Annotated in this window: 15 protein-coding genes; 11 read left to right on the forward strand and 4 right to left on the reverse strand. The window is 42.7% G+C overall.

Annotation, left to right across the window (positions count from 1 at the left end; all coding sequences use genetic code 11):
* Positions 1–176: 176 nt before the first annotated feature.
* Both V1U08_RS14530 and V1U08_RS14535 read right to left on the reverse strand, forming a co-directional pair.
* A complete protein-coding gene (locus tag V1U08_RS14530) occupies positions 177–1,142 on the reverse strand; it encodes a nuclear transport factor 2 family protein (RefSeq protein ID WP_330470877.1) in 966 nt (321 codons plus the stop codon).
* A 9-nt stretch (positions 1,143–1,151) separates the two neighbouring features.
* Positions 1,152–2,147: an LLM class flavin-dependent oxidoreductase gene (locus V1U08_RS14535; RefSeq protein ID WP_330470878.1), complete on the reverse strand. Its 996-nt coding sequence runs from the start codon at positions 2,145–2,147 to the stop codon at positions 1,152–1,154.
* A 161-nt stretch (positions 2,148–2,308) separates the two neighbouring features.
* Here V1U08_RS14535 and V1U08_RS14540 point away from each other — a divergent pair, with 161 nt between their 5' ends.
* From V1U08_RS14540 to V1U08_RS14550, 3 genes are all read left to right on the forward strand, one after another.
* Complete coding sequence (locus V1U08_RS14540) at positions 2,309–3,034, forward strand: hypothetical protein (protein ID WP_330470879.1); 726 nt, start codon at positions 2,309–2,311, stop codon at positions 3,032–3,034.
* Positions 3,035–3,044: 10 nt separating this feature from the next.
* A complete protein-coding gene (locus tag V1U08_RS14545) occupies positions 3,045–3,956 on the forward strand; it encodes a LysR family transcriptional regulator (protein ID WP_239947373.1) in 912 nt (303 codons plus the stop codon).
* Between the two features lie 139 nt (positions 3,957–4,095).
* Positions 4,096–5,199, forward strand: a complete 1,104-nt coding sequence (locus tag V1U08_RS14550) for an alkene reductase (RefSeq protein WP_330470880.1) — start codon at positions 4,096–4,098, stop codon at positions 5,197–5,199.
* Between the two features lie 533 nt (positions 5,200–5,732).
* Here the strand turns inward: V1U08_RS14550 and V1U08_RS14555 are convergent.
* Both V1U08_RS14555 and V1U08_RS14560 read right to left on the reverse strand, forming a co-directional pair.
* Positions 5,733–6,125, reverse strand: coding sequence for a LysR substrate-binding domain-containing protein (locus V1U08_RS14555; RefSeq protein WP_330470881.1), 393 nt, complete (start codon positions 6,123–6,125; stop codon positions 5,733–5,735).
* A gap of 78 nt (positions 6,126–6,203) precedes the next feature.
* Positions 6,204–7,133, reverse strand: a complete 930-nt coding sequence (locus V1U08_RS14560; RefSeq protein ID WP_330470882.1) for a LysR family transcriptional regulator — start codon at positions 7,131–7,133, stop codon at positions 6,204–6,206.
* 173 nt (positions 7,134–7,306) lie between these two features.
* Here V1U08_RS14560 and V1U08_RS14565 point away from each other — a divergent pair, with 173 nt between their 5' ends.
* The 8 genes from V1U08_RS14565 (at position 7,307) to V1U08_RS14600 (ending at position 15,482) form a co-directional block, all read left to right on the forward strand.
* Complete coding sequence (locus V1U08_RS14565) at positions 7,307–8,317, forward strand: hydroxyacid dehydrogenase (RefSeq protein WP_330470883.1); 1,011 nt, start codon at positions 7,307–7,309, stop codon at positions 8,315–8,317.
* 3 nt (positions 8,318–8,320) lie between these two features.
* Complete coding sequence (locus tag V1U08_RS14570; protein WP_330470884.1) at positions 8,321–8,995, forward strand: RraA family protein; 675 nt, start codon at positions 8,321–8,323, stop codon at positions 8,993–8,995.
* Positions 8,996–9,280: 285 nt separating this feature from the next.
* Positions 9,281–10,234, forward strand: coding sequence for a tripartite tricarboxylate transporter substrate binding protein (locus tag V1U08_RS14575; protein WP_239947366.1), 954 nt, complete (start codon positions 9,281–9,283; stop codon positions 10,232–10,234).
* A 54-nt stretch (positions 10,235–10,288) separates the two neighbouring features.
* On the forward strand, positions 10,289–10,744 hold the full coding sequence (locus tag V1U08_RS14580) for a tripartite tricarboxylate transporter TctB family protein (protein ID WP_239947358.1): 456 nt from the start codon (positions 10,289–10,291) through the stop codon (positions 10,742–10,744).
* Between the two features lie 12 nt (positions 10,745–10,756).
* Positions 10,757–12,238: a tripartite tricarboxylate transporter permease gene (locus V1U08_RS14585; RefSeq protein WP_239947356.1), complete on the forward strand. Its 1,482-nt coding sequence runs from the start codon at positions 10,757–10,759 to the stop codon at positions 12,236–12,238.
* Positions 12,239–12,796: 558 nt separating this feature from the next.
* A complete protein-coding gene (locus V1U08_RS14590; RefSeq protein WP_330470885.1) occupies positions 12,797–13,255 on the forward strand; it encodes a cytochrome P460 family protein in 459 nt (152 codons plus the stop codon).
* A gap of 56 nt (positions 13,256–13,311) precedes the next feature.
* The gene (locus V1U08_RS14595) at positions 13,312–13,971 is read left to right on the forward strand and encodes an SDR family oxidoreductase (protein ID WP_330470886.1); all 660 of its coding nucleotides are present in this window, start codon (positions 13,312–13,314) and stop codon (positions 13,969–13,971) included.
* 317 nt (positions 13,972–14,288) lie between these two features.
* Positions 14,289–15,482, forward strand: coding sequence for an MFS transporter (locus tag V1U08_RS14600; protein WP_330470887.1), 1,194 nt, complete (start codon positions 14,289–14,291; stop codon positions 15,480–15,482).
* Positions 15,483–15,580: the final 98 nt, after the last annotated feature.

Consider the following 15,580-nt stretch of genomic DNA (forward strand, 5'->3'; position numbering starts at 1 on the left):
GTACTTGCCCCTCCGAAAGAGTAAAAGCGTACGGAGGGGCGGGCTTCAGCAAAAGTTTGGTCGGCGCGTTTAGTTATTAGGCCAACATGCTTAAAACCGTTCGTTACGGTCATGTTTATTCTCCAATATTAGATATAAATTGAGACATGATTTTGTTAAGCGTTAAGCGTTAAGCGCTAAGCGGTTGCATTACCGATATCAAACTCAGGAATATTATCGGCGCTGAACCAACCTGGACGATAATCTGTCCAGCAGAAGTTCCACTGACCAGATTCCAGCTTTCTGGCCAGAAGCTGATAGTGAGCACCGTAAAGCGTATTACCAGCCTGATCGACAGGTCGCTCAGGAATAATACGTGCAACAATCAGTTTTACATGTATACCGTCGTCCTCTTCTTCATAGCGGACAACCTCTGCAAAATGTTGCCAGACCGATGCAAGATGGCGGAAGTTTTTGAGTGTCCCGATTACCTTATCTCGACCTGAAAGATTGCCCACTGGCGCGAAACCACCGGAGATATCTTCACTGTAAGAGGCTTTTAGTAGCCCCATATCATTTTGATCGACCGAAAACGCGTAGCGGTAGTAAAGCTCCTCTAGAGCTTCTTGCAGATTTTCTGGTGGTGGAACATCAGGCATGACTGTCCAAGGGGAATGTAATTCACTCACCAGCGCCGGGGCTTCAAACCCCATCTCCCAGCCATGTTCTCCCGGTAGGTTCTGCCAATGCGGAACCTGATTCACATTACCTTTGGACCAGTTTATGACTAACCTGATTGTATCTATACACCAACGTCCATTGATCTTCGATAACTGCACTACTTGAGTACTACCGAAAAGAAACAGGTTTCGGTTACTATTACCGAGTAAACCGAACAAGTAAAAGCTCGCGACCGCATGTTCACTGGCGGTTGCTACATATAAGTTAGTCAGCTTGCCCTGCATCGGGCTATTGGCCGTATCTTGTTTTAATTTTGCAGTGATATTCGTAAAGCCTTCTGCATTACCATGATGACTACTGAAAAGTTGACTAACGTGACTGAAATCTTCGGGTTTCAAATCACCATCGCCAACCATCCAGAATGAAGTCAATCGTGCCACAAGTTCTTTGACTGCAGCACGATCCGTAGGATGATTTGTCATTTCAGCCCCTTACAGCCAAGCATTAGCAATGACTTGGTGAGAGTAAATGCGTGCTTGTGGATCATGAATCCAAGAGTTGACCATAATTTCATCGGCACCCGTACGTGTGACCAAATCATCGAGACGCTGGCGAATCACCTCTTTGGAACCCCAGATAGACTCTCTCAGCTGATTCTTAATCTGTACCGCTTCCATCGGGCTCCAGATAGCATTCATATCTTCAACTGGCTTAGGAAGAAATTGTTCTACGCCTCGACCTAGTGAAAGGAATTTTTGCAGCTCGGTTGTCGCTAGGTATTCAGCCTGCTCTTGCGTATCAGCACCAACAGCATTAATACAAACAATCACATACGGTTCCGGGAATTGTTCAGACGGCTGATAATTTTTTCGGTAATGACTAATGGCTGCCTGCATCGCGTCTGGCGCAAAGTGCGCTGCAAATGCTAGCGGTAGACCTTTTTGTGCTGCTAGTTGAGCGCTGAATGTACTTGAACCTAAAAGCCATAGTGGAATAGATGCCCCAGCTCCTGGTACTGCTTTGATTGATTCTGTAGCACTTTCTTTAGAGAAGAAATACTGTAGTTCTTCCAGCATTTCAGGAAAATCTAAGCCCTTAGTGGTCATATCTCTTCTCAGTGCACGAGCGGTTTGCATATCAGTCCCAGGAGCGCGACCAAGGCCAAGATCGACGCGTCCAGGATAAAGCGCATCAAGCGTTGCAAATTGCTCTGCGACAATTAGTGGTGCATGGTTCGGTAACATAATACCGCCCGAACCAATACGAATGGATTTCGTTTTTGCACCAATGTGGCTAAGGATAACTGACGTTGCAGCACTGGCAATGTCTTTCAGGTTATGGTGTTCTGCTACCCAATACCGGGAGAATCCCGCTTTTTCCGCAGCTTGCGCCAGGCGAGTGCTGTTAGCGATAGCTTCACTAACGGAGAAGCCTTCTCCGATTGGCACTAAATCTAATACGGATAGGGGGACTTTTTTATCTGACATATACTTTCTCCAAATACGTTTTTGTTATATTCGGCAAGTATTGTCTGTGTAAATTCTCGTTCGATAAACAAGCCCTGAGTACACTTTATGTGGAAATAAATTCTACAATAAACATGTTATCGTCTACGCAGAATGTAATTTATGTGTTGAGATAACCGATTATGAATAATGACCATTTTCCTCTGCGTGATGAACTGGCGATAAAAGAAGCCATTCATCACTGGTTTGCGTTTTTCGAGGGAGAGACAGTGTCTACATACTCTCAACTCGCGCTGTTTGATGACGAGATTGAGCTAGTACATGCTGGTGAGCATCTGTTAGCTAAAGGGAACGAGCAAATGAAGCAGTGGCTGAACTCTATTCCTCCAGAAATCAGTTCGCATTTTGTTAAAAACATAGAAGCTAAAAAGATACGAGGTGATGTTTATCAGGTATCTTGGGAAACGCCTTATCAGGCTGTGAGGGATAGTGGTGATGTTGGTGGTGCCATTATTCGCTATCAAACACTCGTTCGTGTGTCTCTAGAAGGCGTGGCTAAATTTATTGTTATTCAAAAAACGCCCTTTAAAAACAATCCCGAGACGGTTTTTCACGAAAGCTTTGGTCAACATCGGGCCAGCGCGTTATCTTGTCGTTTACAAAGATGGCTGGAATCCGATGAAACGGCTTTACCAGCAACAATTAACGCATTAGGTGAAGCTTCGCAAATGTTATCAAATATCCAACAAATATCTGGAGATAAAAGGCTAACTTTGCAGAGCTCTAGTGATGGTGAGAATCCAGGTTTGTTGATGACTACAGACGCTGAGACTTATTATCTGTCTTTACAGCAGCAGCCTGGTTGGTATCCGGCGATTGCTAATGTTGTAGCCATTAAAAATAGTTAAAGGAAAAAGTGTGCAAAAATCAGATAGTCTCGGAGGAATAACCGCATTTGTAATGACTGCCAAAACTGGCAGCTTTACAGCCGCAGGCGAGCGATTGGGTTTAACAAAATCTGCGGTCGGTAAATCTGTGGCTCGGTTAGAGGAACGACTGGGGATTATTCTGTTTAACCGCACAACCCGTAGTTTAAGTCTGACAGCCGATGGCGAGCGCTATCTGGCTAGCTGTCAAAGTGCATTACACATTCTTGAGCGCGCAGAGCAGGAACTGACCTCCCATATCAGCCGTCCATCAGGCAGACTAAGAGTTGATCTGCCTGCCGCTTTTGGACGAAAACGTTTATTGCCGATTTTGCTTGAGATCGCTAACCAATATCCGGAGCTAAAGCTGACACTTTCCTTTGATGAACGTTATGTCGATATTATCGAACAAGGTATCGATCTCGTGGTACGTATTGGTGAACTGGAGGACAGTAGCACACTGGTCGCCCGTCGCCTGACGACTCAAAAATTGGTGGTATGCGCATCACCTCATTACTTAAACTTTTACGGTACGCCTCAAACTCCGAGTGATTTGGCCCATCATCGAACCGTAGTGGGTTTTCGTCGCAACCAGCCATTTTCTTGGTTATTGAAAAATGAACAAGGAATCTTAAGACGTTTTACGCCTCCCGTGACCCATGAGTTTGCAGATGGAGATGCAATGCTCAGCGCGGTATTAAATGGTGCCGGTTTATCCCAGTTACCACGTTGGCTGGTCGGCCAATATATTGATAGCGGCGAATTGGTGACTGTACTGGATGAGTATGGAGGTGGTGAAATTCCAATTAACGTTGTTTGGCCTAAAAGTGGTCAGTTATTACCTAAGATCCGTTTTGTTGTTGACGAGCTAGTACAAAAGGCACAACAAGGTTGGTTGGATTAAGCACCGGCGTTGATGACGAACCGACCATTATAGAATTTAATTCAACATTGTCTGTCCTTAACCGCTATTTATTTGAGTTCAATATTATTCAATAGTAAAGGATAAAATCATTAAAGATATATTCAATATTGGGCTCAAAATGAATAAGTTATTTACTCCGGTCAAAGTTGGCCATTCACAGTGTGTAAACCGAATAGCAATGGCTCCGATGACTCGCGCGCGAGTTCATAATGCAGAGGATGCTGCAGACGAAAATACTGCCGTGTACTTTGCTCAGAGAGCTTCGGCTGGCCTATTGATTACTGAAGGTTCACCTATTTCTAAGCAAGGGCAAGGTTTTCTTTATATCCCGGGTATCTATAGCCAGGCACAGGTTGAAGGATGGAAAGCTACGACTAAAGCTGTTCACGATAAAGGTGGTAAAATCTTTATTCAGATATGGCATGTTGGTCGTATGTCGCACACTTCATTGCAGTCTAATGGTGGTTCACCAGTGAGCAGTGTTGATACTAAAGCAAACGGTACCTGCTTTGCGTACGACGAAAATGGTGATGCGGGTAAAGTTGAGGTTTCTGCTGCAAGAGGCCTTACTATCGATGAAATTCAGCAAGTGAAACAAGACTATATTCAAGCTGCCCGAAATGCGATGGAAGCGGGGTTTGATGGGGTGGAGATACACGCAGCAAATGGTTATTTGATAGAACAATTTATCAATGCAGGTCTGAATACTCGCGGCGACCAATATGGCGGTGAAACGATGGAGAATCGTCTGCGCTTTGCCCTGGAAGTGACTGATGCGGTGTGTGAGGCTATTGGCGCTGAAAATACGGGAATTCGTATCTCACCGTTTGGACGATATGGTGACATGCCAGAATTTGATGGTGAAGAAGAGACCTGGCTAGCACTAGGAACTGAGCTATCCAAACGTAAATTGGCTTATGTTCATTTAAATGACCAAGATGTTCCTCAAGGTGGAACAACAATGCCATCAGGATTTGTGGAGAAATTCCGTAATTCATATGCTGGTGTACTAATGATCGCCGGTGCTTTCGACAAAAATAAAGCAGACGATTACCTAGAAAAAGATCTCGTTGATATAGTTGCATTTGGCCGACCATACATAAGCAATCCAGACCTAGTTGAACGTATGCAGAATAATTGGCCTCTGAGTGAAGCTCAACGTGAGTATTTTTACGGCGGTGACGAGAAAGGCTACATTGATTATCCGAATTATCAGGAATGAACGAATATTATAAACGCAGCAAAGTATTAGTTGATGGATCTACTCTGCATCCCTAGAGGCAAACCGTTTTTTGTTTCCAAGCATCGCAGTGTAGGGCAATCTATCAGCGACTCGTTTTATCGTTCAATTATCCGAAACTAGGCTATTCAAAGCTTGATAATACTATTCGTTACCTTGGCGTTTAACTGGAAAACACGCTAAGACTCTCAGAGCAAACGGATTGCTAAAAAGTACCGCCCCAGGCTTTTCAAACCTCTGAAAAGCCTGTGTCTATAGTCTTTTAGACGAAAAGCTTATTCAGACTTACTGATGTAACTTTGCCTTATCTGAACCTAACCGAAAAAGTTTGAAAATCGATATCCCAAAAAATTATACAGTAGAGAGTTGTCGCAGGTTCCTCTACTGAGAAATCAAATGATGTTTAGCCATCTAAGTTGTGTGTTTGTCATGAGTGCGATCTGTTGGAGTGAGGCGAACCGTATCCTGGTTAAGATGCCGTTAATCCAATAACTCCAAGACTAAATGCCTATATACTATTTGTTTGTATGCTTAAATGCTTCAACAAAGGCCAAGAATGCGGGAGAGGACTGTCGTCGATTAGGATAGTAAAGATGAAATCCTGGGAAATGAGGTGTCCAATCTGTGAGTACGGTTTTTAATTTGCCATCATCAAGATACGGTCTTGCCAATTCTTCTGGTACAAAACCCAAGCCAATGCCGTCAACTGCAGCATTCAATACGTGAATGATACTATTGAATACAATCTGACCTTTTCCTTTGACAGTAAATTCTTTACCGTCTTTTTCAAACTCCCACGCATAAACCGCACCCTCGGGGCGATGGCGGATATCAATGCAGGCGTGGTTGGGTAAATCATAAGGTGTTTTGGGTTCACCGTATTTGCGCAATTCAATCTTCACCGTCATGGTGTGTCCAACTAAGATGACAATGAGGCGGCTTACTGAGGTTTTAGCTTGAACGATATTGCGCGTGTTCTTAAAAGACTAGGCATCTGTTACTGACAGAGCTTCCCACTTGGTATTATGGATAACGTTCAAACGTTCATGTGTTGAACGAATTTTCGCTGTTAACACATCGTGTAAAGTTTCAATCACCGCTTTCCTTGGACTTGATTGTCGCTCCACTATACCTATTTGCCTTTTAATCTGAGGGGCTCCAAAAGGGACTCGGTAAATATTAGACATTTCAGGCCTGATAGACATTTGAGGGACGACTGAAACACCAAGACCATGATGGACACAAGTGATGATCGACTCAATGTTATCCACTTCGGCGACGTCAAGGGTCGAGATTTCCATTCTGGATAATTCGGTATTAATGAGGTTTGCGAGAGGTACATTGCTGTTAAAGCGGATGAATGGAAATTGCGAAAGAATTTCTCGCAATGTCATACCGCTAATCTCATGAGAGGAGATTAACCAAAGAGGCTCATTGATAAAGGGGCTCCACTTTAAGTTTGGCGGTATTTTGATATGTTCAGCAACAATCGCTGCATCCAATTGTCCTGAAGCAACGTCAGAGACCAGATCTTTTGAAAGGCCTACTTTTAAGCTTGTTTTAAGGTTCGGATAACCTTTATTCATTTCGACCATTGCGGAAGGCAGCAAATTTAGAGCACTTGAGCGCACAGCTCCAATCACAAATGTCCCTGAAACCAAATCGCCCTTTAACGATAGTTTTGTATCTTCTTCTAACCTCAGTATTTGGCTTGCCATTTCTACCGTTTGCATGCCCTGTGGAGTGAGTTTGGGAGGGCGACTGGTTCGGTCAAATAATATGATATCGAGTTCTTGTTCCAGAGCAGCGATTTGCTGACCGACGGCAGCTGGGGTTAAGCAGACATCATTGGCAGCTTTTGCGAAAGTACCATGCTTCCAAATTGATACTAAGGTTTTGAGCTGTCTTGTGTCCATTATGTAAACCTTTCTTTTACTAAACGTTAAATTTTTTTTGCTACCATAAGATTTTTTTGTTTTGTAGTCTACGTTTCAAGGTCGAGAAGGTAGAGAAATGATTCATGTATCACCAATTTCGTTTCTAAAACCTTCATGGACTGCTGATACCTCTACGACAAAGACAATAAAATATGGAAAAAACGATAATTGTTACAGGTCCTGATTTAGCAAGCTCAGCTATCGAGATGTTAAATGCAAAAGGATTCAAGTTGGTGCATACCGCGCCATATAGTGAAGAAAAAGAACTAATAGATTTAGTTAAGAATACCCAAGCAGTAGGGATTATTTCTCGTATGGGAAAGATCACACCAGCGATTATTGATGCAGGTATTCCTCACCTTAAAGTGATTGCGAAACATGGCGTCGGCGTTGATAACATCGATATTCAAGCGGCGGCTGAACATGATATTCCGGTTGTTGTTGCATCCGGTGCGAATTCAGTCTCAGTTGCAGAACACACTATTGCTTTAATGTTAACCGTAACTAAACAAATTCAGCCGTTGGACAAAGGTCTACGCAGTGGTCTTTGGGAAAAGCCTGGATTTTTCGGTTACGAAGTTGCCACTAAATGTCTAGGCCTGCTTGGAATGGGATCTATCGCCCAGGAGACGGCAAGAATTGCTAAAGGTTTGGGCTTGAACCTGTTTGGCTATGACCCATACGCAGACGAATCTGTATTTAAAAAGTTCGGCGTGCAACGCTGTGAGACGTTGGATGAGTTGTTATCTAAAAGCAATATTTTGAGTTTGCACTCTCCGTTGACTCCGGAAACTCGCCACATCATCAATAAAGATACTATTGATAAAATGCCGTCAGGCAGTTTCATCGTGAATACTGCACGTGGTGGACTGATCGACGAAGCCGCATTATTAGAGGCGATCCAATCTGGTCATCTTGCTGGAGCGGGGCTTGATACTTTCTCAGTAGAACCGCCTGCTCCTGATCATCCATTTTTCCAAGAAAGAAATATTGTGGTAACGCCGCACATCGCCGGAGTTACCAATGAAGGGAGTACACGCGTGAGTGAAAGTGCTGCACAAGGCATCATTTCAATCATTGCAGACGAAAAACTACCTACTTATCGCGTAATCAACCACAAGTTGATGTCGGGCGCAGACAAATTCGTAAAGATTGGAGAATAAAGAATGACATTAGGATTTAAGATAAATACTCGGGATCAGAAGGCATCTGATGAGTTATTAAGCGCATATAAAAAGCTACCTGTTGCAAACGTATCAGATTCTATGAACCGTTTATTTGCGGCTGGTCCCACTCTTCGCCCTATGCATACCTCTGGTCAATTGATAGGATCAGCAATAACAGTAAGAACTCGTCCTGGTGACAACTTAATGCTTCATAAAGCGATTGATATGGCAGTACCAGGTGATGTGATTGTTGTTGATGGTGGTGGCGATATCTCGAATGCCCTAATGGGTGAGTTGATGCTTGCTTACGCGATTAAAAAAGGTGTGGTTGGATTCGTTATCAATGGTGCAATTCGTGATTTGGATGCATTCCGAGAAATAAACCTACCGACTTTTGCTGCTGGTGTGACTCACCGAGGACCGTTTAAAGATGGACCGGGGGAAATTAACGTTCCAATTAGTATTGACGGTATGCACATTAGCCCTGGGGATATAATCATTGGTGACTCGGATGGTGTTCTAGCCGTGCCACTGGATGACGCTGAATGGATACTTGAAAGTACGCTTGTTAAGCAAGACAAAGAAGTTAAACAGATGGCGGCGATAAGCGAAGGCTTGAACGATAGAACTTGGGTTGATAAAGCTTTAAAAGAGAAAGGTTGCCTAGGAGTATAAGCAATTACTTTCTATTAAATATAATTATTACTATTAGATTAAAAGTTTAGTTTAAAAAAATAACGTGAATTCACTGTTTAAATATATAACGTGAATATATAAAGAAGGGAAATGTTTCCTGTTCTAATTATTGATTTTATACATCGTGGGTAATGACTACCCATATGTCTTGAATACGATTAGATTATTTTTTGCTCTTCCTGAGTTTAAAGAGCATGAGGTAATGTCGTATCTCCAATCAATTGAATAAGAAACTATGAAAATATAACAAGACGGAGAAAATGGATGTTTAATTCGATACTTAAATCTGCATTAACAGTTACCTGCTGCCTTACTTCTACATTTGCAATGGCAAATTATCCAGAAAAGCCAATTACTTTAATTGTGGGTTTTTCTGCTGGTGGTGGAACTGACGTTATGGCTCGTAACGTAGTTCCATATCTAGAAAAATATCTCGGTGATGATGCTACGATTGTAGTAAAAAACGTACCTGGAGCAAGTGGTCAGATCGGCATTACAGAGGTCGCACATTCCGACCCAGACGGTTATACAATTGGTACGTATAATTTGCCTGGCATGATGGCGCGTACTTTAGATCGCGAAGCTAAATACAGTGCAGAGAGCTTCACGTATCTAGCCAATATCGTAAATGACCCTAATGTCATTGTTACCTCAAAAAGAAGCGGTATCGATAATCTTCAAAAATTCATAAGCGACGTAAAAGAGTCTTCACGTCCATTGGCTATCGGCATGTCCAGTTTAGGTGGTGATGACCACTTGGGGCTGATTAAGTTTGAAGGTTTAACCGACACTAAATTTAATATTATTCCATTCAAAGGTTCTTCAGCTGCACGTACTGCCGTTTTGGGCGGACACGTAAAGGCGGCGGTACTTAACATCTCTGAAGTGACAGAGTTTAAAGATGAATTGAATATTATTGGTATTTCTGATCAAGAAAGATCCGAGTTTGACTCTTCTGTAGCAACGTTTAAAGAACAAGGCGTTGATATGGTGAATGGCTCAATGCGTGGATTTGTTGCGCCAGAAGGCCTACCTGAAGAAGTTAAAAATAAACTGATCGTCGCTTTTGAAAAACTCGCTAAGGATCCTGAATTTCTTTCGAAAATGAAATCAACAGCGAACCCTGTCGCTGTGTCTATTGGTGAAGATTTTGAGTCTCTAAACAATGAGACTTATAAATTAGCAAAAGATGTTTGGGAAAAAACACCTTGGAAATAAAACAACATGTGGGTGTAAAAGCCCACATTATTTAATTTTAGAACTGAGGTATATATGAGTAACGTAAGGGAAGTATTACTTAAACCAATATCATTAGTATATTTTTTGATAGTTTTTTCGGCATTGTTTTTATTCACCCCAGCCGTTGATCTTAGCGCTGAGGCGGGTATGTTGTCTAAATTAATGTTGGTGCTCTTGGTATGTTTGTCATTGTTTTCTTTATTAAGAATTGCAAAGCAAGCATATAATGGAGAAATAACTCAAAAAGCGGTGTTAAAATCACCGATACGTGTTTTTGCATCACTATTAGCAATGGTAGTTTTAGTAGCATGCATCGATGCTATTGGGTTTTATCCAACAATAATAGTATTTGTACCTTTAATATCTTATTTCTTTGGCTGCAAAAACGTAAAAGTTTTAGCTATATCAACAGTTATTTTCGTATCGTTAATCTATTTAGTATTTAGTTTCGCTATGTCGAAGGAATTTCCGACCGGTTGGATAATTTAAGGATGAATAACTATGTATCTTGATTTACTCTCTGCCTTATCCAATGTCGCTTCGATGAGCAACTTTTTAGCCATCACGATTGGTGTCCTTGCGGGTATTGCGGTTGGTGCGATGCCTGGGCTAAGTGCAACGATGGCTATTTCCGTATTAGTCCCTTTTACTTTCGGCCTAGATCCTCTGGTGGCTTTGGGATTAATGGCAGGCATTTATAACGGCGCAATGTATGGAGGCGCTATTCCAGCGGTCCTGTTGAGAATTCCTGGCACACCGGCAGCAGTGGCGACTAGTTTTGACGGATATCCAATGGCTCAAAAAGGGAAGGGCGGCTTTGCGTTACAAGTGGCGGTCATTTCTTCTTCAATAGGCGGCATTGCAAGCGCATTAGCTCTAATGCTTTTGGCACCACCGTTGGCTAAAGTGACACTCTTATTTGGTCCTTCAGAGGTATTCTGGGTTGCAGTGTTTGGTTTGTGCAGCATCATCTTCCTGCTAGGAGAAGATCCGCTTAAAGGGCTAATTGCGGCGTGTTTTGGTGTTCTGGTTTCGATGGTTGGCGTTGATCCAATTTCTGGTGAAGATAGATTTACCTTTGGCTACCTCGAACTGGTTGATGGGATAAATATTGTTATCTTATTGGTTGGCCTGTATGCACTGCCACCTGTGATTGACTTGTTGGAAACGCCTCTCGAAACCAAAGGTTTAAATAAGTCCTTACAAACTGAATCTCTGCTTCGTTCTTTACCGAAAATGTTTAAGTTTTGGGCTACTTGGCTGCGTTCATCATTCATTGGTATTTGTATCGGTATTCTGCCTGGAGCTGGTGGTTCGATGGCGGCTTTCATGTCATACAATGAAGCGAAGCGCGCAAGTAAAACGCCAGAGACTTGGGGTAATGGAGAGCCTGAAGGCATCGCAGCGTCTGAAACTGCAAATAACGCCGATACTGCTTCAGCGCTGATTCCTGCGCTAACACTAGGCATTCCGGGTACAGCAGTTGCCGCTGTTATGTTGGGTGGTTTATTGGTTCACGGGCTTCAGCCGGGTCCTATGCTATTTAGAGATAACCCAGATATCGTATTCGGATTTATGTGGCAGTTTCTTTTTGGTGCGATACTGTTGATTTTCTTGGGCGGTACACTTGCGACGAATAGCTTCGCGAAACTGCTTAAGTTACCACGGCCTGTTTTAGGTTCCATCATAATGGTACTGATGTTTATCGGCGTATATTCGATAAATGAGCGTATGTTTGATGTTTATCTAATGTTGGGGTTCGGCTTGATCGGATATGTGATGGATAAGTTCAAGTTCCCTCTGCCTCCTGTCGTGCTTGGTCTTATTCTGGGAGGATTCGCAGAAGAGAACTTGAGACTTGCGCTACTTATCGGCGGTGGTGATTGGCGCATATTATTCGAAAATACGACTAGCTTAGTGTTAGTTGGCTTGACTATTGCCGTAGCGGTAGGGCCTACATTGAAGAAAGCCATTCGTAAGTAACGAAACTTGTATTTTGCTAGTGTTAATAAGAGTGAATGATCCAAATCATTCACTCTTTTTTATGTGTATTTATTTTAACGAGGAGCGCTTTGTTAGATACGCTTGGTTTGTCATCCAATCACCCATTATTCGTAAACGACTTTAGATCTTATCTTCAATTATTCCCTCCTCTATGTTTTATATTTCTCCTTGATACCTGTGCTCTTGCAGACATTTAAACAAAAGCATTACGTTGGCTGTTAGGTGATGAATGGGAATATGCTAGACACCTAAGATTCACTAATGGACTGACACCATAAACTTTTCTCCTCCATCCTTGATAAGAAATCCAATTGCTGGATTAGTGAGCAATGATTAAACAGAAATAGGCAAAGGGTTTTCGTACGGTTTCTTCTACTATAGCTGTACAGAGTTTTATAGCGTCGGCTTATACATTTTCTTAGTGTGGGTAAGTGTTGGGTAAGTTCAACACTGAGCGCTGAATGATAGATTTTTAGCGGTTTACGGTTAGCGAAATGAGTTCTTGTCGAAGCGATAAACAGTTAAGGAGTGACTTTAGTGTTAAGTTTCAAACGGAATCCGTCTTTGTTATGTCTTGGTTTATTATCACTTTGTTCCTCAGCATGGGCTGGTGGAGAATTAGTCCAGTTTCCTGATAACTACGCTGATGGTGTGCTTTATACCACAGTTAACCGGGGGAATATAAAAGAAGACGTTTATGTAAACCAGATCGCTAGTGAAGCGGTAAACAAGGGTATGCCACTCCCAAGCGGAACCGTCATTACATTAGTTGATTATCGTGACGATGAGCTATATCGATATGTCGTGATGGAAAAGAGAACTGGTTGGGGAAGTCAATATTCAGATGAGCAGCGCAACGGTGAGTGGGAGTATCAGGCGTTCAATGCGGATCGTTCTGTGAATACGGAAGAAAATCTATCACGCTGTTTTAATTGTCATAAATCTCAAGTTGATAACGATTATGTGTATACATTAAGTCAAATGAAAAATAACTAATATCCATTATTTTACACATTGGATAATGATATTTCTGAAAGGGGAGAACCCATATTATGGCAAATGTTTTCGTCATTGGATCAACCGGAGGAGTGGGTAAACACTTGTGTCCCATGCTTATCGGCAATGGTCATAAGGTAACTGGCTTACACCGCTCACAAGAGCAGGCTGAAGCGCTCCGTCACCAAGGTGTTTTTCCTGTTGAAGATGACTTAATGGATATAACTTCTGACCAACTCACGGAGATGACAAAAGGCAGTGACGTTATTGTGTTTACTGCCGGTGCTGCAGGTAGCGGTGTTGATAGAACGTCTATGATTGATGGCCAAGGCCCAGTAAAAATGATTCAGGCTGCGGCTGCGAATGGTATTAAAAGGGTTTATCTGGTGTCGGCTTTCCCTGAGTCTGCCCGAAACGCCAATCTTGGCGATGCTTTTGAACATTACATGCGAGTAAAGAAAGAAGCCGATGTGGCTGTGGCTAATAGTGGACTGGAGTGGGTGATTGTTCGGCCAGGAACTCTATTAAATGAAGAAGCCGATAATCTCGTTACGCTCGGTCCTGCTATCCAGTACGGAACCGTTAAACGAGGCAATGTTGCATCTGTCATTGCTACGTTGATAGATACACCAACCATCCGACGTGAGATTCTGGAGTTGACCGATGGGGATCTTTCCGTTGACGAAGCCATCCATGAAATAGCTCATCTTCGTTAATTTACTCATGGCTACGACAAACAGTAGCCAGCAAAATTGTAATTATGTGCATTGATCATAGAGGTATAGGCAAGCGTAACTTCGCGGTATTCATTTAATATACGTGGGTACCATATTGCGAAATATGAGTTGTGATTAAAGATATTCTAATTAAGTCACTTCCTTCATTTTTGTCATTAATGTTTCTCTATTGAACGCAGATCTACAAACGTAATTAGTTTACTAAACGGCAGCTTAGAGCTGTCTTTTTTGTCTGTGGTCAAGTGACTATTTTGAATTTCAGAATCTAGTCTGAATACTATAAAGGTAAATTAAAATTGGCTTCCAATTCAACTTCCGTTAACAAGTCATTATTAGCTCTTGGGTTAGGCTCTTTCGCTATTGGAACGACCGAGTTTGCTCCGATGGGATTACTGCCAAATATTGCACAAGGCTTAGCTGTTTCTATTCCTGATGCCGGGATGATAGTGACTGCCTATGCCATTGGAGTCATGATCGGAGCACCGATTATTACCCTACTGTTGAGCCGATTAAGCAAGCGAACGGCCTTATTAGGACTTATGGGAGTTTTTATTGTTGGGAACATTGCTTCAGCGATCGCGCCTAGTTTTCTGTCTCTGATTGCAGGACGAGTCATTACCAGCTTGTGTCAAGGCGCGTTTTTTGGTTTTGGCGCAGTGGTAGCGACCAGTGTTGTACCAAAAGAAAAGCAGGGTAGTGCAATTGCGACCATGTTTATGGGGTTAAGCATCGCCAATATTATCGGTGTTCCCGCTATTGCTTACATCGGTCAGCAGGCAGAGTGGAGAATAGCGTTCTGGGGTATTACCCTTCTTGGTATTTTTACGTTCTTTGGCCTATTTAAAAACTTGCCTCAGGATGAAAAACAACAAACTGTCGACTTTTCTTCAGAAGTAAAGGCAGTTCTGAACACTGATATGCTGGTAGCAATGACCGTTACCGTGCTGTTTGCTGGCGCATTCTTTTCTCTGTACACCTACATCGCGCCATTTTTAGAAAACAAAATAGATGCCACAAGCAATTACATCACCATGGCTTTGGTGATCATTGGGTTAGGTCTTACTCTGGGTAACTATTTAGGTGGGAAGCTAAGCGACTGGTCACTGGATGGCTCAACCATCATTGGCTTCACGCTATTAATGGCCTCGCTTATTCTTATGCCAAGCCTCGCGGTTAACCACTGGATTGCTGTCATTGGCATGTTTATTTGGGCTGTGGCGGCTTTTGTTATTGTCCCTCCATTGCAAATAAGAGCGATGAATGCGGCGTCAGGCGCACCAAGTCTTGCGGCGTCCATCAATATTGCTGGTTTTAACTTAGGAAACGCAGTGGGAGCAGGAGTCGGCAGTGGAGTCCTGAAAGCAGGTTTAGGCTATTCCTACGTCTCCTATGCTGGTGGTTTGATGGCTGGCGTTGCTTTACTGCTCCTAATAGTATTGAAATCGCGTACAACCACGCAAAGTGAGCCGTTATTAGATAGTAACTCTTAATGGGTGCTGGCCCTATGTTAGTAGACGGAGATATTCGGTTTAGATACAAGGCGAGTACATGATATGGGTATGAGTGTTTATGACAGGAGTCACGCACT

Source organism: Vibrio sp. YYF0003 (genome assembly GCF_036350715.1).
Taxonomy (GTDB): domain Bacteria; phylum Pseudomonadota; class Gammaproteobacteria; order Enterobacterales; family Vibrionaceae; genus Vibrio; species Vibrio natriegens.

What these genes read in the sequence shown, in the direction of transcription:
- V1U08_RS14550 (WP_330470880.1), top strand. Translation starts at nt 4,096, where the DNA reads ATGAATAAGTTATTTACTCCGGTCAAAGTTGGCCATTCACAGTGTGTA.
- V1U08_RS14560 (WP_330470882.1), bottom strand. Translation starts at nt 7,133, where the DNA reads ATGGACACAAGACAGCTCAAAACCTTAGTATCAATTTGGAAGCATGGT.
- V1U08_RS14530 (WP_330470877.1), bottom strand. Translation starts at nt 1,142, where the DNA reads ATGACAAATCATCCTACGGATCGTGCTGCAGTCAAAGAACTTGTGGCA.
- V1U08_RS14555 (WP_330470881.1), bottom strand. Translation starts at nt 6,125, where the DNA reads ATGACGGTGAAGATTGAATTGCGCAAATACGGTGAACCCAAAACACCT.
- V1U08_RS14535 (WP_330470878.1), bottom strand. Translation starts at nt 2,147, where the DNA reads ATGTCAGATAAAAAAGTCCCCCTATCCGTATTAGATTTAGTGCCAATC.
- V1U08_RS14570 (WP_330470884.1), top strand. Translation starts at nt 8,321, where the DNA reads ATGACATTAGGATTTAAGATAAATACTCGGGATCAGAAGGCATCTGAT.
- V1U08_RS14580 (WP_239947358.1), top strand. Translation starts at nt 10,289, where the DNA reads ATGAGTAACGTAAGGGAAGTATTACTTAAACCAATATCATTAGTATAT.
- V1U08_RS14540 (WP_330470879.1), top strand. Translation starts at nt 2,309, where the DNA reads ATGAATAATGACCATTTTCCTCTGCGTGATGAACTGGCGATAAAAGAA.
- V1U08_RS14595 (WP_330470886.1), top strand. Translation starts at nt 13,312, where the DNA reads ATGGCAAATGTTTTCGTCATTGGATCAACCGGAGGAGTGGGTAAACAC.
- V1U08_RS14565 (WP_330470883.1), top strand. Translation starts at nt 7,307, where the DNA reads ATGGAAAAAACGATAATTGTTACAGGTCCTGATTTAGCAAGCTCAGCT.
- V1U08_RS14575 (WP_239947366.1), top strand. Translation starts at nt 9,281, where the DNA reads ATGTTTAATTCGATACTTAAATCTGCATTAACAGTTACCTGCTGCCTT.
- V1U08_RS14585 (WP_239947356.1), top strand. Translation starts at nt 10,757, where the DNA reads ATGTATCTTGATTTACTCTCTGCCTTATCCAATGTCGCTTCGATGAGC.